The sequence below is a fragment of the Cytobacillus sp. Hm23 genome (assembly GCF_051842895.1).
Lineage (GTDB): Bacteria > Bacillota > Bacilli > Bacillales > SM2101 > Nanhaiella.
Window position 1 is genome coordinate 22,167 of sequence record NZ_JBPXRQ010000041.1, and the last position, 18,687, is coordinate 40,853.

An 18,687-nucleotide genomic window follows, 5' to 3' on the forward strand; every position below is an offset into this window, starting at 1 on the left:
ACAAGTACAATGAACAACATTCTATACGATAACAGCCAAACAAAAAAATAGCTTTTTCGTATACTTTGTTACATTGTTAAATAAAGTGAACAATTGAGCGGGTATAGTACTATTATAATAGTACTTATTGAGTATAAGCTACTCGATTCTTTATTGTATAATTATTTTTCACCTTAGCAAAAGTACAACATTGAATAAATCGCAATGTAGCTTTCATACAAAATTTTCACAAAAAAATAACTACTTAACCCCGTATATAAGATAGGTAAGTAGTTATATCTATTAAACTTGTTTTTCATTTTAAAATCCTAATGATTTCAATGCTTGATTAATGACTTCCTATATAATCAAACGTATTTGAAGGGTAGAATGTCCAGTCGTTGCTATTATAAGTAGCTGCACCAGATGTTATATCACTATTCCTTAACAAGGTTTTATCTTTAGCAAAGCTAGTGCCTTCAACACCGATTACATCAATAATAACGCCATTATGCTTTAACACAATTGAATCATCACCATTAAAAACCATGTTTGTTTCAGTCATATCTGCTTCTACTAAAATAGTTTGGTTCGCGTTAGGATTTGCAATAACAAAGACTTCACCACTGTTTATTGTACCACTTAATGAAATACTACTAGAAAGGTTGGATAGCTCAATTGTATATTGTGATAAATCAACAGATACACTTGTTCCATTATAAATTTCTAGTGCTTTATTATAACTGCTTCCTTCAATATATTCAGAGAAAAATATATTGGATGTATGATTTTGACCACCTTCCACATAACCAAATGAACCTTCCGCAAAAGTCGTTTGATCCCACCACTTATAACCTGGGTCAGGTGAAGACCACGGCTCAAATTCAGGCTCTGTGGAATTTTGTGGTGTTTCAAAATGTAATAATGAAGTAGGTTGATCTAGTTCAAGTCCAGGTATATCAGCAAAGCTTGTATAGCTTTCTTGAACCGTTAGCCAATTTACCATATTCACCAGAAGTCTAGCGTCATCAACTTCAAGAAAACCGTCATAGGTTCTTTTAGATGATCCATTTTCCTCACGTGCATATTTAGGTGTTGCATCTTCTACCGGAGATGAATCACCGATAAACGCTGTTTTTCCTAACCCATGCTTCCCAATCGCTGCATAAGGGCCTTCTTCGATTCCACCGCCATTATATACGCCCTGATCTACTGCATAAGACCATTTTTGGTTTGTGCTTGGTAAATATACGATCCCCTTAGCTTTTGTTGGATCAACTATAGCCAAGGTTGATCCAGCATGCATAGCCACGTTGTTTACCCCTTCCGTAATTCCAAAGGATTGTTCTGGTGTTACAATTTGATTAGCCGTAACATCTCCTATCGCATTATAACGAAAACGAATACCAAAATTTTCTGAGAGCCAATCAGAGCTTGTTACATCCTCCATCGCTGTTGAATTGCGCTCTTCAGTACTCATGCCTTTTGTTGGATCAGTCCACGCACCACGTCGATAACCGTTAAAAATTTCTGATGAATCCCAACGGTTTTTATTTCGGTCAGCATTATAATGGTCAGATATGAAAAAAATACTTCCTCCATTTTCAACATACTGTAACATGACCGCTTGCTCAGAACTTTTATAAGGTATATTTGCCTCAGGTATTATAAAAGCATCATAAGTCACTAAGTCTTCATATGTAATTGGGGTAGATTGTCTAAGTTCTTTAACGTAATAGCCATTATCTGCAAGTGCATTTGCAAAATCTGAAAATCCCCCGTCTATTACCCAATCAGCTGCACCGGCAGTTTGTCCATGAGTATTATCAAATAAAATCCTCTTTCCATTTACATTACCTCTTGCTTCAATTTCTGGTGCTGGATCTCCTACTCCTTCTGCAAAAATAGCAACATCTACTTGTAAAAAAGCAACGAGGGTCAATAAAGCGATTACACTAATACAAATCCTTTTTCCAACTTTTAATATCATAAACAAAACAAACCTCCTATCTTAATTATTCTCCCTCTTCTAGATTATCATATTAATATGAAATTTAAATTAAGAATCATAATAATATTAAAAAAACTATTCATTTAGTAATGAGATTAATATAATTACTTTTTCCAAACTTACATTGTAGAGAACAAAATAACAGCTTTAATGTAACTTCTCTTTTACTTAACAGGAGGCTTTTGTCCATTTGCTTCTCTATATAATATTAAAATGAGATATAAAAAAGGAATTTGTCCTTACTTATCGAATAAAGATGAATGTCATACTTTCACCAAACTTGTTTTCACAAACTTATGATGAGATCTTCTTGGACTTCTCTATCTTTTTAATTAAAAAAAGACGCTATGAGCACTATGTTGTACCTTGTTTAAGTCTCAGTACATATAGCAACATTCAACCCAACCAAATGCGTATCTATGAAAAGAAGTTTTACAAAGAAAAATATATACACTGCCGTATGAGTCAAGTATAAGCACCTACCATAACCTCATATAGGATTGTTACTTACATCTAAACTAAGGAGAATGAATACAATATGAATACATTACAACTAATTAGTGACTATAAAAATAATTCAACGTATAGAGAGAGTTTTATTAAGCTAGCTAAAGATGTTTTTGGGATAGATTTTCAACAATGGTATGACTTAGGGTATTGGGATGATAACTATATATGTTATTCATTTTTTGATCAAAAACAAGTTATTGCCAATGCTTCAATTAATAAAATGAGCATCACGCACATGGGGAAAGTGTTTAACGCAATTCAAGTTGGCACAGTTATGACACATCCTGAATATCGAAACAAAGGCTTAGCTGCGAAACTGATGAAACATATTATTGCAACATATGAAAACGATTGTGATTTCATTTATTTATTTGCCAATGATTCTGTTTTAGATTTTTATCCTAAATTTGGATTCAGTAAAGTCTTAGAAAGCAGCTTTACTATACAGCGCTCTGACTTAAGTCTTAAACCGACAAATCCTTTAACGATAAAAAAATTAGATGTGAATAAACAATCACATCTAACAATTATTGAAAGATTAGCAAACACAAGAGTTCCTGTATCAAACATCTTTGGGGTAAAAGATTGTAAACACCTGCTAATGTTTTATATTATTACAGTATTTAAAGATGCGACTTACTATATTGAAGAGGAAGATAGCATTATTATTTTTGACCAAACTGATGGCGTGTTAAATATTTACGATATCATCAGCAATGATAAGATCGATCTTGTGAACATTCTTAGTAATTTGATGACAGATGAAAAAACTATTCATTTTCATTTTACTCCGGACTTCCTGCAAGATCTGTTAAAAACTGAACTCATATCAACCATTGGGAATGATACGTTGTTTATACGTCCTTTAGCAAAGGATTTCCCTAGCCATTTCTTATTTCCACTTACATCTCATGCGTAACCTTGCTATTAAGATTTGTAACAGTAATTGTTTAATCTACATGAACAGCACTTATCAAGGTGGAAGTTATACTCCCTCTCTTGATTAGCCTTAAATATAGAAGTATGGACTAGAAAAAAACTTGGTTGATCCAACAAAAAAAGTGTGTTCCCTAAGTCATATAAATGCTTAGGAAACACACTTTTTCAGCTTAAATGATTTTACACCTGAATTTGCTGTAGACTAACTACAACCCCGTCCTCATCAGCGTAAACAAAATAGCCTGGCTTCCAGTCTATTCCACCAAAGTGTAATCGTTCATTCCTTTTCCCCTTCCCTTGCTTTTTACTTTTCAAAGGATGGGTTCCTATAGCTAAAATACCGATATTAAGTGTAGCAAGTTCTGCCGAGTCACGGACACACCCATTAATAATAATCCCACTTAAATTACGCGACATAGCAATACCACCTAGTCGATCCCCGAGCAAAGCACAATTTCTAGAACCTGCACCATCTACTACTAAAACTGACCCTTCTGGTACTGTCTCCAATGCTTCTCTAACTAAAACATTGTCCTCAAATACTTCTACCGTTGCAATTGGGCCAGAAAACATGTGTTTTTTTCCAAAAGAACGAAATTCTGTTTGACAAATTAATAATTCGGCTCCAAATTCGTCACATAAGTCTGCAGTTTTTAACTCCATAATCACATCTCCTTTTTCACGCTTGTTTTCTGGTTATTCGACAAATTGCATGTAAAATCCTGTAATGAGGAATCATTATTATGCTTAGTTAATTGCTGACACTTGTTCTGCATAAGTGAAAGTGGAAAATTACACATCTACACTTGGGATAGTGGCATCCTCTCTACTTTTACAATTTTTTGATCTCTCATAAAAGCACATCATATTGTTCATTTTTAATTATAAAAAATTTTACAAAAAGACTCATACTTAATAAGTAATTAAAAGCAAATAAAAAACTGTGATCCATCATTTGATGAATCACAGTTTCTCTACTCTAACTTCTAATACTTGTTATTTCATTTATTTTTTCAAACCTCTATAGGTTGCTGTTCTCAGCTCATCAATATAAGGCTCAAGCTCTGGCATTCCTTCTTCTCTTGCTTGGCGAATAGCAAGCTCAATATCGTATGGTACTCGAACTAACTGAATCGCAAAGGAGCTTACTACATCAGAACCGTAGTCCCCTTCTAAGATGATATAAGATGCCTGTGTCATATCTAAGGGATTACCTACACTTCCAACGTTTAAAAGCACCTTCTCTTGTATATGGTGGATAAAGGCATAATGAATATCTCCATAACAAACAACGTCTGGCTTACGTCCATTTATCCCACCAGTTTTTTCAGTATTTTCAAACATTTCCTTCCGCTTGTCTAGCGAGTCCCAAGGATAGACTCGGTGATGAACGCTCGTATGTGAAGCATGAAACAGCCGTATTTTACGACCACTCATCGTAAAATCATACGAAAATGGTAAAGATTTTAAATACGAAAGTTGTTCTGAACTTAAACGATGCTGATACCATTGAATATATGTATTATTTGTTTCATTTGGAAGAAAGTCATCCCAATTACCTTGTACAACGATATCACAGGTGTCACGGATGATGTCTATACTTTTCTCTGGATGGGGTCCCTTCCCAACCAAATCACCTAAACAATAAATTTTTTCAATGCCTCGTTGTTTAATATCTAGCAGTACCGCTTCTAGCGCAGGAATATTCCCATGTATATCCGAAATAAGTGCAATCCTCTCCACCAGCATCCCTCCATAAAGCTCATTATGGTTAAAGCCCAATTATGTTGAGCGAGTTTAATTGAAATTGTACTATAAATTTCCCACAAGTACCTAACAAAAACAATTTCTAGTTAAATTGGCTCATTTGTAAAGGCTGTTTACGCATTTGTTGTTGCTTTTCGTATTATAAAATACACATATGTAACTATCATTTTCGGCATCATTTCTTCTATTTGAATATGAGTATGACTTTAATCGCCTGTTGTTAAGGTAATTTCATCTAAATAACAATATTACGAAACAAGCCTTTGTTAACATTTATATAAAACATAAATCATTGACGAACTGAATTTCAATAAGCTACGATAGAATGTACGTGACCTTAAGGAGAGAAAAAACAGTGAAGAAAAAAATAGATATTATCATTTTGTCTGGATTTCTTGGCAGTGGCAAAACGACACTACTTACAAATTTGCTACAACAAGAAAAACAACTCGACCGTAAAGTTGCCGTAATCATGAATGAATTAGGCAAAATATCAATTGACTCACAAGTAGTTCCTGATAACACACCTTTAAAAGAACTGTTAAATGGCTGTGTTTGCTGTACGATGCAAGGCCAACTAGAAGCACAACTTCAAGAACTATTATTAACCCAAAACATAGATGTTATTTATATAGAAACAACTGGAGTTGCACATCCAATAGAAGTGGTTGATGCGTGTATGTCACCTATTTTTGCTGATAAATTAGCAATACAAGGTATTATTACAATTGTTGATTCAAAAAGATGGTTTGACCGTGACAAGCTTTCTCCACAGATGCAACAATTATTATACGAACAAATTCGTCATGCTGATACATTACTTTTAAATAAAACTGACCATTTAACAGAAGCTGAACAAGCAAATCTAATATTTTCAATTCAATCCTACAATTCTCATGCGACTTGTTTGTTAACTACTTTTGCAAATATCTCATTACAGCAAGTTCAAGCAGTTCCAAAAAACAGTCGTATTTCAAAACAAAGCACTCATGTTCAACATGATTTAAAAGTAAAATCATACGTATACCAGTTCATGCATCCCTTGGACATAGATGCTTTTGAAAACTGGCTTCGGGAGATGCCTGAAACTATTTTGCGTATTAAAGGCTACTTGAAATTTACTCATTCTGAATCGATGTTCTTATTTCAGTACTCGTATGGGATGCCGATTTATATGAAAGAACCAGTACAAATGCCGATGAATCTCGTCTTTATAGGTGAAAATTTAAACACATCATGGCTTGAGAACGAAATGATTAAACTTGAGCAAAAGAATTTATAGCACCTATGTTTAAAAATTCAATATTTTCAGAAATTAACAATAGTTATTTTCGCACATACCCTTTATAATTAAATTACAAAGCTTTGTTATTAGCTCAAAACAAATGGAGGTGGGGCGCTAGAGCGATTAATGTAGCTTCAAATCGTATGTTGCTTGTTTATCTTTGTAAAAAGGAAGTGATTGTATGCGATTATTTAAAACGTTGAAAATACTTCTGTTAGCAAACGTAGCGATTATCGTAGTTTTTATCTTCCTTCCTGCTTTATTAATAAGTGACATTAGTGTCCTAGAATCAATCCTTGAAACATTAAATAACAATGACTAACACTAAGAAATTTTAAGAAGCCTGTACACAATATTTTTGTGACAGGTTTTTTTATTTTATATTTGTTACACATAGTTTCTTTGGTGCATAGACTTGTCAGAAAGCTCTTCACTTTTGCACATGTTAAATTTTGCGAATTTAAAATTTCACCCAGCCTTACTTAGTTCATATATATAATCTGCTAATATGATACTTTATTTTCTATGAACTCATATAGCATAATAACCTTCATTCATGAATTTGAACTTTTAAGCCGTTGTCAAGTATGTTGGTGTTACCGCGGAATAATAGTCAAAGCGCGCTTTCGATAGGAAAATTCGATGAGCGATGATAAACTGTTTGAACAAATGATCCATCAATACCGACCAATGATACTAACAATAATGAGAAAACTTCATCTTTATAAAAACTTTGATCACTATTATCAAAGCGCCTTAATTGCTTTATGGCAAGCTAATGACAGATACGATAGTGAAAAAGGAATTTTTTCAACATATGCTTATGCAACAATTCAAGGAAAATTATTATCTGAATTGACAAAAGAAAACCGTGTAGAGAGTCGTTTCCTCTGTATGAGTGATGAAAACCTTCAGTTTCTTGCCGGTTCTTACGTGGATATAGAAACAGAGCATGAAAGTTTGCTCATGTATTGTGAAGTATTAACAATGAATCAACAAAAATGGCTATTAGGTACTTTTTTGTATGGTAAAAAACTACAACACATCGCTAGTGAAGAAGGTGTCTCAATTGCTGCAGTTAAATCATGGCGAAGACATGCTTTAGCAAAATTAAGAAAGACTTTCACTCCACCTTCCACTTAGCCTTTCATTTAATTTTTCAATTGGATTTCTTTGTTGCTTAGTTACAAAGAGCAGATTTTGGATATATTTCCTAATTATGATCGCATTAACAAACAATCCCTACTCGTTTGCGTTTACGTGAGTAATATCGATAAATTATGATTGCGCTTTGAACGGCATTACAATTGGAACAGTCATTAATGGTGTGCTCTTAAAAAGGTACGATTATTAGGGGCACCCATAGTTTTTAACTACGCTCTTCTGTTAGATAACGATATATTACGTCACCACCTCTTTGAGCAATTCCATGAAAATGCTTAAAGTCACTGCGACGAACTATTACGTTTCTATAAGTATAGAATTGTTCCTTACTAACTCTAAATTCATTTAATTCTCCATCACGCAGTTTATCTAATATATCTGTAATATATTGTTGATCCATATGGACATTCCTCCTCTAGTAATAACTTATTGTTGGACATAAATGATAAAATCTATATAATCATGGGTAATAAAGCTAAAAAGTATGTAAACTAGCCTATTACATTGTATTAGTACTTCAAACTAGATATTTTAGTATTTTACATGTAAAGTTATTTATTGTCTATATGAGAGCGAACCTAGTTAAAATTAACCTTATTAAAATAGTTATATTGACTCATTCGTAATGGTAAATTAATACATTTTTCAGATCAAACGTATGAACTAACGATAATAAATGTCAATTATCCAAAAAATTGCTTTACTGATTATCTATTTTAGGGCAAAATTGGAAGTATAAGTTTTTAAAGGAGAGATAACATGAAAAAAGCAGAAGTGGGGAACATCATCGAGTTCAGAGGTGGGCTACAAGGAATCGTTGAGAAAGTTAATGAGAACTCCGTAATTGTAGACTTAACTTATATGGATAATTTTAATGAACTAGAGCTTGAACACCGTCGAACAGTTATTAACCACAAAAACTATAAAGTTATCGCTGAAACAAACTAACTATTCATATCATTACTTACATATTCTTCTCCTGTATATACTAGAGCCATTTCACTTGAAGGCTGTTGCCTTTATGTGAAATGGTGCCAAAACCTCGGATCATAATGTTCCTTCTTAAGTATCGACAACTACACATCAATATAAGGATATGCTGCATCGTTTAATTCCTTAATCGTTGTGGTCTTCTGATTTTCTTGTATTTCAAAAAAGCTGCTAAAATTTTTCACTTCCTTATCTATAAGATTCTCAATCTTCCATCCATTATCATAACGAAAAAAAAAACGCTACAATTCAGTAACGTTCAAAAATAATGCAACTACTTAACAGGTAGAAATATGTTTTATACAATCATCAATAAAAAAATCAAAAGTCATAATTTTTTCTTGAGAGGTTAGTTAGAAGTACATTTTTACATTTTACTTATCATTTATTGTGGTCGTAATTTCGAAAGAATTTATAAATATATTTACATTTATTAATCAAAGGGATCTTTGAGAATCAAAGAATCTGTGATGTGTACGTCTTTTTCTAACGCTATATCTGCTTCCCAACACGTGTTTAAGAAAGCATTCTTATGAAAGATGTTAAGAGTTTGTTCAATAATATCTTCTACTTCTCTTTCAATTTGTTTTTGACGTTCAGACATGCGACTTCACTCCAATTATTAAACTTATATGTAAATTAATTACATTTTCGCATTTTCTTTTTCTTGTTGTAGTTATTCCGAGCCCCTAAAACGAAGGATGGACAGTGCTCATATAGAACACTGTCCATCAAAAACAATATTAAATTTAGTTCCCATCAGGGTCAATTACCCCTAATTTAAAAGTGATTTTAGATTTCTTTTCTAAGTTACTACTTGCTACTTCCTCGCTGCCTATCCCCGCAGTAGCAGTAACTATAATAACAGCAATTGCTGCAAATGTTAATAAGAGTTTCTTCAATTTATTGGTACCTCCTTGTCTAATTGTTTTAATTCAAGCATTGGTAACTGTGCATAATGTAAATCACCAATTGCTTCAAATAATATAATCGATTGTCTTAAATGGTCTCTCTTTGAAGACAGATCATTTGCTATTAGACCTTTCATAAAACTAATAAATGGAGCCTCGTAATCTTCATATGTAGCATTTTTAATCAATTGCTCAGATTCCTTGATTAAGCCTTTTTGATAAAAATAATATGCTCGGTCAAAATCAGATGTGTCACCTGTTGCATTTTCTAGATCAACTTTATGATAACATTTTGCTATAAACAAGTGTGACTCAACAGCTTGACTATCTCTAATCATACCACTTTTTTTAAATAAGTATGAAGACTTTTTTAAATTTTCTTCACATTTATCAAAGTCAGAAAAGAAATTGGTTAATGCTGAAGTAAAGTATGCTGATGCTTTAATTCTATCTCCAGAATCGCTGCTAATTATAGTTTCTGAAATTTGGTTGACTTCATCATATTTTAATAATTGTATTTTGGCTCTTCCCAAAAGTTCTAAGCTACGCGTTGAATAATTCAGCTTCAAATATTTATTGTTAATTGATTGTGCCTTTTTTATTAGCGCCTCACTTTTCATTTCTAACTCACTGAAATTACGAGCTTCTAAAACTACCAAAGTTTCTATCATGGATAACAAAAAGATAATAACAGGGTCACTAGAATTTACTAACTTAGCCTCTAAAATGATGCTTGTCCACTTTTTATTTTGAGTCTTTTTTATTCTTAGCAAATCATATAATTTAGCAGCTTTTTGTATATTTTGACTTTTTCTCTCACACCGTTTAATTAAGTCCGCCAAAAAATCAAACAAACTATTATCATACGCATAATCCATTAATTTTAGTAAATTAGTTGCACCTACATCATTTTCCCCAAAATCTTGGACTATAGCATTGATATTTGTAGAGTTGTTAGCATATAGCCTTGCTAGAGCTAAAATATTTTCAAGCTTCGGTTCATTTTGAGACTGATTTTTTAAGTAGTTTTTCATATTTGCTATCGTTTTATCACTTACTTTTATGGCCGCACCAAGTTCAACATTACTACGTTCATCAAAGATCATTTTATCATAGAGATTTTCCAATGTTATCAATAGAAATTACCTCTTTTCGAAAACATTTGTCAATAAACTATCTTTTGTTACAATATTCAATTATTTTCAAAGCTAAAATTGTAATGATTTCGTTTAGTTTTACCTAATAATCTCATTTTTTTACATAAAAGTAAATAGGAGCTTATACATAACTACTTCATTATTAATAGTGATTTAATATTAATAGTCTCTTTAACCATCAAAAATATCTATACATGATTCAACTACAAGATGTTGAACTAAATTATTGTTTATCTCGTTAAAGCATAATACAACACATAAATCCAGCTTAATAGACCGTGTATACATGCCCAAATAATTGATTTATGAAGACTCCAAGATATTGCAATTGCTAATGCCGATCCAAATGTAATACCCGTTGATACATAATTTGACTTATTCTTCTCTTTCACAACCTTCATATGCATCACCTTTTCTTATCGATTTTTTAATTTACCTAGAAAAATATCTTTTTCATTATTTTACCATACTTAGATCATTTACTTTGTAATTGAATTAAGCTAATTACCTACTACATTTGTATTATAAAGTAAGCAAAAATATATCTTGAACTTAAAAGTGTAAACAAAATTGGTGCGAAAATTGATTTATAACAGCAACGAAATAATAAAGCCCTTTCTTCTTGAAACTATATGTGGTATAATAAGATCTGTTATTGTTGTTCCAATATGATTGTTAAAAGGAAATATCTCAAAGATTTTCATCTTTAATATATATTTGGAGTAAGAATAGTAATATAATGTGGAATTATCCACCCAGGAGGAAGCGAAATGGCACAAGGTAAAGTAAAATGGTTTAATGCAGAAAAAGGTTTTGGATTTATCGAAGTTGAAGGTGGAGATGATGTATTTGTACACTTCTCAGCTATTCAAGGTGATGGCTTCAAAACATTAGAAGAAGGTCAAGAAGTTTCATTCGATATCGAAGATGGTAACCGTGGACCTCAAGCTGCTAACGTACAAAAGTTTTAATAAAAAAATCGTCTTTTATAGACGATTTTTTTTTATTCTTTAATATTCTGTTTGAGCTAGTACTAGCAGAATGCTACACCCTCGATGTATGGAAGAAGGACTAGACAAATTCCAATATTCTTCATTTTGATTATGTTAATGAACTAAAATTCCTCATACTCATAACAGAATTGTTCAATGTTCTGATTATTTAATTTAAAAAATGCATTTTGCGAAACTCCTAATCTTAATGCTTCCTCCTTATCCATTTGTTTATATACCCCTCTTAAAACTCTACCCATTAATCCATGTGAAATGACAATTACTTTCTCAACATCCTTAACACTATTAAGCCATTTAGATGCACGCTCTACAACAGCATCATAGCTTTCTCCATCTGGAGATTTGAAATACCAATTGTAACTATCTGTATTTTTTATAAGGTTAGGCCATGAAGCTTCTATTTCCTTAGTTGTTAAGCCAGCCCAAGAACCAACGGATACTTCTTTTATTCTTTTATCAATAATTACCTTATTAAAATCATACCCTAGAGTTTCACAAATAATTTTTGTACTTTGAATAGTCCTTCCTAGTGGACTAGAATAAATAGTCCATTCATGAGGATCATCGACTATTAGCTTTAATAACCTTGAAATGTTTTTAACCTGGTCAATCCCCTCTATTGTTAAAGGTGAATCAAGCTCACCTTGATATCGTCCTTGAGTATTAAAAACTGTTTCTCCGTGTCGAAGTAGGTAAATAGTATGATTCAATATAATAACCTCCAATAGCTTAGAATGTTAATTCAAATTCTTATGTACTAAAAAAAGTAGTTTTTTATTGTCACTCTCTACATAATAGACGATGTTTCTCAAATAAAGTTACTTTTAAATGTAAATTATGGTAATCTTTCTTTGACAAAATGAGCCATTTATTTGAAGTCCTTAGAATCGATAGGCTATTGAGAGGTAGATAACAGTATTGGAAGTATCTACAAGGCTCTATCTAGAAGTTGTAAATTCCCTTTACATGAATTGCCAAGCATGATAGCCTTAGATGTCGATACCGAGGGGATGATATGTATGCTCTTGGTAGGAGTAACATGACCATGGAGGCGCCATATCATGCGCCGTTGCAATATCACCTTGAATTGTGTAGGCGGTTTGAATATATCTTATTTCTTAGCGTCCAAAAATTTAACATAGATCGCCCCATTTCAACATTGTTAAAAAAATAGGATATAATATATAAAATATACAAATGTTAACAATTAAATATTTAATATAATAAGACCAACCAATATTGTTATCTTGTAATTCAATTACATTGGAGGAAATTATTCTTGAAAAGATTAGTGTTTGTAATTATTTTTATTTTTTTTCTGGCATTTTATTTAGAATATGTAAAAGGAAAACAGCTTACAACGACCTCTTCTATTGAATTTTCTGAACAAGATCATATTCGGAATATTATGATTAATGAGAAAAAATATGGATTTGAACAAATTGATACAAAAGAACAGGTTTATTTGAACAGTAAAGATACAATTTATACTTATAAGATACTTACTAGTCCAATTTCGTTTCTTAAAATTACAAAAAGAACTTTGGATAATGGGGATTTCTTTATCTTTACTTCACTCGAAAATAATAGCACAAATCCAATAGATGTAACTGTCACATTTCCCATACCAGAAGTATCACACTATACATTACAGCCATTTGACCAATTTTTGGCAGGGAGAAGATACAATGAAGATATTGGTTTTGACTTAACTACTAACCCACTAGGTTTACTAACCACTTACAATGGGAGTGAATATTACTCAAATGTTATGATTAGTAAAATATATCATTCAAAAGAATTATCTCAAACCTACGAAGATGAAAGAGAAAGTATCGTCAGAGAGCTTATATCTGAGAATCGAGATGTTGATGTGATTATAAAAAAAGACCATCTACAAATTAAATTGGATATGGAGTCTTTAGGAGAAGACATTGTAGATCATTGGTCCCTTTTTTCTGAAAAACAATTATTTACTTCTGATAATTCTTTTAGCGAATGGATAAAAAAATCAAATTACCATAAATGGAAAACTAATAGCTGGTATACCGCTAAAGGGCCATACAAAAAACTAGTTACTACTGTTGAGCCTCTGCCAGAGTCTAAGCTTAATTACGGAAGGAATTTGTTGCTTGTAAAGGATTTTTCTGCATTAGAGGAATACAAAGAAACAAAGGAAAGGTACTTTTACGATTTGGTTCTAAATTCTATAGCAAACTTAACAGTTTTTAAAGGAAATAAGGAGTTTTGGGAGACTGAAATTACAAGCACTTGGCTTAAAAGGGAATACGGTATAGAAGCTCCTTATATTGATACACGTCATAATGAAGGGATAGCTCTTTTCCTAGAAGAAACAGGAAATTTACTAGAAATTCCAGAATTAAAAATTGCCCTGCTAAATTATGCTGACCTTTTAGTAGACCAAATTGAATCTAGAAAAGTTCTTGAAATTGCACCAGATGCATTTTTGATTAGTGATTATTTTTCATTTTATCAAGATACACTACCTACACACAGTTCACTTAATCATGTCTTAGGGGGATTAAACCTGTTACTAAAAAGCTATAATGAAACAAAAAATGAAGAATATTTAAAATCCGCATACAATATTCAAAATGCAATAGACCTTCTTGGAGAGAAATGGTTAACTGACGAAGGTGATACATGGTATCAAATTGGACCCGATATGACTTTTCAAGGTGAAGATTATACTTTACTTACACTTGAAGATCTTTTACACACTTACGAACTTTGGAAAGAAATTGATTCTAAAAAGATAAACACTATAGAAATGCTTATAACTTCAAAAGCTTCTTATTTGATTTATAAAGAGGTAGGGCTATCACAAGAAATAGTTAAATTATTAATAAACAATGGATTTGGTGAAATTATTAAGAACTATAATAATATCCTTCCATACTAAGAAAAAGATTTTTTAAGTAATAGAAGGTTTGTTGACATTTCCATCTCCATAGAGGCAAACTGATGATCTTACAATTAAACTGAGTTTTTTGAGCTCACAAAATGCATGCTATTGAGATGTGAGCTCAAGTTTATGGTATGTCATTCTTCCTAAGTCAGTGTACATAGCATGTTGGTTACATAACCTATACAGGTATATTATATGTGACAAAAACTTATACAATACTAGAGACATATTTGTTTGAAAACAGCCCTACAAGATGAGGATTAAGGCTATTTTTTCGTGGAGTAAATCATGTTGTATATTATGTAATTGTAATTATTTTTCATGTGGGCAGTCAACAATAACACAATTATAAACCAACTGTCATTTCACCTTTTTCTTCCCTCTTTCACCAGTTAGTTGTCCCTACACTTGAGCAGTTTAGGGAATATTTGGAACTCATAATTAGCCATGTACTTTCCATTACATTAGCAAAAGCTACCGAGAGTGATCAAACATCCTATTTTCCATTTCCTTTTTGTTAGGACTGCAATATACTGTTCAACTAGAAATACTGCCAGTACAACTATCAAACAAGTATAAAAAGAATTTTTTTACTTGTTACACTTTACATATTCCACTAAACCATACACTATAGAGGCGTCTTCCTTAAACAAAAGTGATTTACTAAGAGTCACAACTTGTAATTTTATCTTAACCAAAAATTTGAGCCGCAATGCCGAATAATGTACTGTTCCTAGGTGGCAAATTTTCAGAGTTAATGACCATAATTGGTGGCTCACTAATTTTGTTAAATCCACTTTGCTCTAGGTACAACATAAATTGATCATTACCCGTTGGCACATCAATTCTTAATTTCCCTTGATGTCCAAATGCTAGCTTATCTAGTATTAAAACAGCTGTTTCATGATTAGGTGCTACTATAGGCCCTAGTATTAAATTTATGGGACCTCCTATAGATATACCATAACCCATAATATCCCCGCTGTTATCTTTAGCTACTATACATTGCTCGCATTGATTTATTCTAATTTTAAGAAAATCACTTCTTTTATCTCCAAAGGCAGCTTTATCTAAGTCAACAATTCTATTCATGTCAATTTCATTGAAAGCTCCAATGGTGACATTACTTTTAGTTAATAACTTAAGATTATTAGTATAGCTATCACAAAGATACTTATGAACATAATTTACAGTTCTAAAACCCATTTTTTCATATAAGATTTTCCCATCTTCTGTTGCAATTAGCATAATTGTTTTGTCATTAGAACAGGAATCTATACATTTTTGAGTTACCTCTCTCCCTAGACTTAATCCTCTAAATTCTTTAGAAACAATAACCATACCGATAGAAGCTAAATTTGTATCGTATGAGATAATAGCAGCGCAAGAGACTACTTTTCCTAAAGCGTTTTTGTGACCAAATATTTTACCAGTTGACAAAACTGTACCGATTTCATATTTATCATAATCCCAGCCAACTGAAGTAGATAATTCAATTAAACTATTGATATCATCAGTATTTAACTCAAATAATTCTAATTTTGTTTCATCGTATGTAGCCATAGAAGCCATCCTTTAAATGCAATTTATAATTACCTTAATCTTAATTTTTATAGTTAGTTTGTTAAAGTTGACTCTAAAGGTTCGTTTTTCATTTCTAATATGTATTCTTTAATACGTTCTCGTCCACCATATTTTGCATACCAATCTGTAATACGCTTAACATGAGCAGCATCACTAGTTACCTTAGATTCAATCTGTAAATAATCTTCATAACTATCATACTCCCAAATAGCGAAAACTTCTACAGTACCATCATTATTATCTTTCATCCAACGACCTACTAGACGTGAACCGTATTTTAATTGGTTTGGTAAATTTATGTTATTGAAAAGATTATTGAAATCTTCAACTATCTCCCTTTTAACAAGATAAGACTTTCTTCTGTAAAACATTATACCTCTCCTTTAACAGACTTTTATATAGAATTTTCTATACTATCTTTTCACTCAAGCTATCGGGATGACACATTATACGTCCAACCAAACAATTCATAAATCACATTACCGTAATGTATTACTGTTATTCATACTGTGTTTAGTAACTTTGTTAGCTGTGGAAATCTACCTTCAAATTCTGTTGAACATTGTTTCGTAAATTTTGTTGCTATATGAGATAAAGGAACTTCTAGCTCCTAGAAGTTCCCTTTCTTACAAGTTTTATATTTCTATTGTTCCTAAGATTGTTTTAATACGTTCTTGCTGTTCTCTCTTATCTAAATATTCAAAAAATCCAAGTCGATTTCCCCACGGGTCAGTGAATGTTCCCCATTTAACTGGAACTTCTGGTCTTGAATGTATTTCAAAGCTATCAATTTTAAGCTCTTCTACAAGTCTATCTCTTTCAGCTTCAATATTAGTAACTCCTAATCGTAATGGTCCGTTACCCTCAGTAAGAGTTCCTTCTGCGACCTGCAACCAACAACCAGGAATTAGTTCCCATTCTGCAAATCCCTCGTGCGGAGTAATATCAGGCTTCTTATTTAGCAATGTTTCATACCACTTTTGCCCTTCTTTAATGCTAGAAACTCGAACCTGAGTAGTTATTTCTAGAATCATTTGTAAACCTCCTACATATGTATAATCGAAAATAATTATACCTTAATTTAACAATTAATATTGTATAAATTTTCAAGTAGCTCTCAACATCTGAACTGTTGTATCATTTGATTGTTAGTATGCAGAAATAATTGTAAAATAATAAGACGCAATGTGGTGATTAATTGAAAAGATATATATGTTTATTATTCTCTATGGTCATAAGTTTGACATTATTATCAGGATGCGGAAATACTAATTCTGACAGGGAACCTACGTTATATGAAACTGTCAACAACGTCGATGGTGTAACTATGATTGCAATAGAAGAAACCGTCTCCCCTACTGGGTTGACTGTAGCATTAGAGAATACCTCCGATAAGGAATACATCTATGGTGAATATTTTTCGTTGGAAAAGAATATTAACGGAAGATGGTATCAAGTCCCTGTTGCCATTGACGATAACTATGGATTCAATGATATTGGCTACAGATTGGCTTCTTCCGATGTTAAGGAATGGACTGTTGATTGGAGTTGGCTGTACGGTAATTTGATTACTGGTGAATACCGTATAGTGAAAGACATACTGGATGGTAGAAAAGCAGGAGAATATGATAAGTACCATTTGGCAGCAGAGTTTACAGTTGATTAACTATTATAATTAGAATAAATATTAGATTGTGAAAGCTAGTCTTAGAGCAAAGGTGAGATTAGTGAAGAACAAAACAAAGAAAAAGCCTATCATCATGATAAGCTTTTTCTCTTGGCATCTATTTACTTTACAGCTTCTTTTAACTCTTTTCCTGGTTTAAATGCCGGTGCTTTACTTGCAGCGATTTCAATTTCTTCACCAGTTTGTGGATTACGTCCTTTACGGGCTGCTCTTTCACGAACTTCAAAAGTTCCGAAGCCGAGTAGAGAAACTTTATTCCCATCCTTTAATGAGTCACTAATAGCACTAAATACAGACTCTAGTGCTTTACCAGCGTCCTTTTTACTAAGCTCAGCTTTTTCAGCAATTGAATTAATGAATTCTGTCTTATTCATTTCACTACCACCTTTCTATGTAACAATCTATATTTTACCAAATTCAATAGTTAAAGGTAAATAGCTACAACTAATCTTTTTATACATTTAGTTACATCGATAAAACTTTATGTCATGCAAGAGGTACATTATAAATAATTCAGTTTGTATTCAAACCTTCTCGAACATTGTATTGTGTATTGCTGTCTTTAACCTCTTTGTGAACCTCTCCAACTAATTGTTGTACAATTTGATGGAGCATCCCTTGTCTTAAATAGAGTACAAAAATAGCTATTAAGCCACCTTCGGTGACTCTAATGCCAAGTTAAGACTAATTAATGAAGACAAGTTTTGTTCTGTTCTTTTTGCCAATTCAGGAACTTTTGCCTGAAGGGACAACCATTTCTT

At 32.2% G+C, this 18,687-nt stretch carries 21 protein-coding genes; 8 read left to right on the forward strand and 13 right to left on the reverse strand.

All coding sequences use genetic code 11. The features are described 5' to 3' along the window. Positions 1 to 328: 328 nt before the first annotated feature. Positions 329 to 1,969 carry a lamin tail domain-containing protein gene (locus tag ACSVDA_RS19965; protein ID WP_485885525.1) on the reverse strand — a complete coding sequence of 547 codons (1,641 nt, stop codon included), beginning with the start codon at positions 1,967 to 1,969 and terminating at the stop codon, positions 329 to 331. Between the two features lie 559 nt (positions 1,970 to 2,528). On the opposite strand from ACSVDA_RS19965, the gene ACSVDA_RS19970 reads away from it, so the two are divergent. Beyond that, positions 2,529 to 3,419 (forward strand): GNAT family N-acetyltransferase, encoded by an 891-nt coding sequence (locus ACSVDA_RS19970; RefSeq protein WP_485885491.1) that lies wholly within the window; start codon positions 2,529 to 2,531, stop codon positions 3,417 to 3,419. Positions 3,420 to 3,619: 200 nt separating this feature from the next. Here the strand turns inward: ACSVDA_RS19970 and rraA are convergent, their stop codons facing one another. Beyond that, positions 3,620 to 4,102: a ribonuclease E activity regulator RraA gene (rraA, locus tag ACSVDA_RS19975; RefSeq protein ID WP_485885493.1), complete on the reverse strand. Its 483-nt coding sequence runs from the start codon at positions 4,100 to 4,102 to the stop codon at positions 3,620 to 3,622. 342 nt (positions 4,103 to 4,444) lie between these two features. Continuing rightward, entirely contained in the window at positions 4,445 to 5,182 is a 738-nt protein-coding gene (locus ACSVDA_RS19980; RefSeq protein WP_485885495.1) for a metallophosphoesterase family protein, read from the reverse strand. 379 nt (positions 5,183 to 5,561) lie between these two features. Here ACSVDA_RS19980 and ACSVDA_RS19985 point away from each other — a divergent pair, with 379 nt between their 5' ends. The 3 genes from ACSVDA_RS19985 to ACSVDA_RS19995 all read left to right on the forward strand — a co-directional run bounded on the left by ACSVDA_RS19985 (position 5,562) and on the right by ACSVDA_RS19995 (position 7,634). Next, the gene (locus ACSVDA_RS19985) at positions 5,562 to 6,488 is read left to right on the forward strand and encodes a CobW family GTP-binding protein (protein WP_485885497.1); all 927 of its coding nucleotides are present in this window, start codon (positions 5,562 to 5,564) and stop codon (positions 6,486 to 6,488) included. Between the two features lie 184 nt (positions 6,489 to 6,672). Continuing rightward, a complete protein-coding gene (locus ACSVDA_RS19990; RefSeq protein WP_214482237.1) occupies positions 6,673 to 6,813 on the forward strand; it encodes a hypothetical protein in 141 nt (46 codons plus the stop codon). Positions 6,814 to 7,133: 320 nt separating this feature from the next. After that, positions 7,134 to 7,634, forward strand: coding sequence for a sigma-70 family RNA polymerase sigma factor (locus ACSVDA_RS19995; protein WP_485885499.1), 501 nt, complete (start codon positions 7,134 to 7,136; stop codon positions 7,632 to 7,634). A 226-nt stretch (positions 7,635 to 7,860) separates the two neighbouring features. Here the strand turns inward: ACSVDA_RS19995 and ACSVDA_RS20000 are convergent, their stop codons facing one another. Then, a complete protein-coding gene (locus tag ACSVDA_RS20000) occupies positions 7,861 to 8,055 on the reverse strand; it encodes a hypothetical protein (RefSeq protein ID WP_485885501.1) in 195 nt (64 codons plus the stop codon). Positions 8,056 to 8,414: 359 nt separating this feature from the next. Here ACSVDA_RS20000 and ACSVDA_RS20005 point away from each other — a divergent pair, with 359 nt between their 5' ends. Beyond that, positions 8,415 to 8,603: a YkvS family protein gene (locus ACSVDA_RS20005; RefSeq protein ID WP_214482234.1), complete on the forward strand. Its 189-nt coding sequence runs from the start codon at positions 8,415 to 8,417 to the stop codon at positions 8,601 to 8,603. A 475-nt stretch (positions 8,604 to 9,078) separates the two neighbouring features. Here ACSVDA_RS20005 and ACSVDA_RS20010 read toward each other — a convergent pair whose 3' ends face one another. From ACSVDA_RS20010 to ACSVDA_RS20025, 4 genes are all read right to left on the reverse strand, one after another. Further along, positions 9,079 to 9,249 carry a hypothetical protein gene (locus tag ACSVDA_RS20010; RefSeq protein WP_485885503.1) on the reverse strand — a complete coding sequence of 57 codons (171 nt, stop codon included), beginning with the start codon at positions 9,247 to 9,249 and terminating at the stop codon, positions 9,079 to 9,081. A 145-nt stretch (positions 9,250 to 9,394) separates the two neighbouring features. Further along, on the reverse strand, positions 9,395 to 9,547 hold the full coding sequence (locus tag ACSVDA_RS20015; protein ID WP_485885505.1) for a hypothetical protein: 153 nt from the start codon (positions 9,545 to 9,547) through the stop codon (positions 9,395 to 9,397). After that, the gene (locus ACSVDA_RS20020) at positions 9,544 to 10,683 is read right to left on the reverse strand and encodes an AimR family lysis-lysogeny pheromone receptor (RefSeq protein WP_485885507.1); all 1,140 of its coding nucleotides are present in this window, start codon (positions 10,681 to 10,683) and stop codon (positions 9,544 to 9,546) included. Before ACSVDA_RS20020 ends, ACSVDA_RS20015 begins: the two co-directional genes overlap by 4 nt. Before the next feature lie 260 nt (positions 10,684 to 10,943). After that, positions 10,944 to 11,114: a hypothetical protein gene (locus tag ACSVDA_RS20025; RefSeq protein ID WP_485885509.1), complete on the reverse strand. Its 171-nt coding sequence runs from the start codon at positions 11,112 to 11,114 to the stop codon at positions 10,944 to 10,946. Positions 11,115 to 11,483: 369 nt separating this feature from the next. On the opposite strand from ACSVDA_RS20025, the gene cspD reads away from it, so the two are divergent. Further along, entirely contained in the window at positions 11,484 to 11,684 is a 201-nt protein-coding gene (gene cspD, locus ACSVDA_RS20030; protein ID WP_485885511.1) for a cold-shock protein CspD, read from the forward strand. Positions 11,685 to 11,827: 143 nt separating this feature from the next. On the opposite strand, the gene ACSVDA_RS20035 is transcribed toward cspD, so the two are convergent. After that, the gene (locus tag ACSVDA_RS20035) at positions 11,828 to 12,436 is read right to left on the reverse strand and encodes a histidine phosphatase family protein (protein ID WP_485885513.1); all 609 of its coding nucleotides are present in this window, start codon (positions 12,434 to 12,436) and stop codon (positions 11,828 to 11,830) included. A 581-nt stretch (positions 12,437 to 13,017) separates the two neighbouring features. Between ACSVDA_RS20035 and ACSVDA_RS20040 the strand changes: the two genes are divergently transcribed. Then, a complete protein-coding gene (locus ACSVDA_RS20040; RefSeq protein WP_485885515.1) occupies positions 13,018 to 14,649 on the forward strand; it encodes a hypothetical protein in 1,632 nt (543 codons plus the stop codon). Positions 14,650 to 15,345: 696 nt separating this feature from the next. Here ACSVDA_RS20040 and ACSVDA_RS20045 read toward each other — a convergent pair. The 3 genes from ACSVDA_RS20045 to ACSVDA_RS20055 form a co-directional block, all read right to left on the reverse strand. Beyond that, the gene (locus ACSVDA_RS20045) at positions 15,346 to 16,218 is read right to left on the reverse strand and encodes a GNAT family N-acetyltransferase (protein WP_485885517.1); all 873 of its coding nucleotides are present in this window, start codon (positions 16,216 to 16,218) and stop codon (positions 15,346 to 15,348) included. A gap of 53 nt (positions 16,219 to 16,271) precedes the next feature. After that, positions 16,272 to 16,610, reverse strand: a complete 339-nt coding sequence (locus ACSVDA_RS20050; RefSeq protein ID WP_485885519.1) for an NIPSNAP family protein — start codon at positions 16,608 to 16,610, stop codon at positions 16,272 to 16,274. Between the two features lie 264 nt (positions 16,611 to 16,874). Beyond that, on the reverse strand, positions 16,875 to 17,273 hold the full coding sequence (locus ACSVDA_RS20055; RefSeq protein ID WP_485885521.1) for a VOC family protein: 399 nt from the start codon (positions 17,271 to 17,273) through the stop codon (positions 16,875 to 16,877). Between the two features lie 164 nt (positions 17,274 to 17,437). Here ACSVDA_RS20055 and ACSVDA_RS20060 point away from each other — a divergent pair, with 164 nt between their 5' ends. Further along, on the forward strand, positions 17,438 to 17,905 hold the full coding sequence (locus tag ACSVDA_RS20060) for an immunoglobulin-like domain-containing protein (protein WP_485885523.1): 468 nt from the start codon (positions 17,438 to 17,440) through the stop codon (positions 17,903 to 17,905). Between the two features lie 122 nt (positions 17,906 to 18,027). Here ACSVDA_RS20060 and ACSVDA_RS20065 read toward each other — a convergent pair whose 3' ends face one another. Then, positions 18,028 to 18,300 (reverse strand): HU family DNA-binding protein, encoded by a 273-nt coding sequence (locus ACSVDA_RS20065; RefSeq protein ID WP_214482222.1) that lies wholly within the window; start codon positions 18,298 to 18,300, stop codon positions 18,028 to 18,030. Between the last annotated feature and the right edge of the window lie 387 nt (positions 18,301 to 18,687).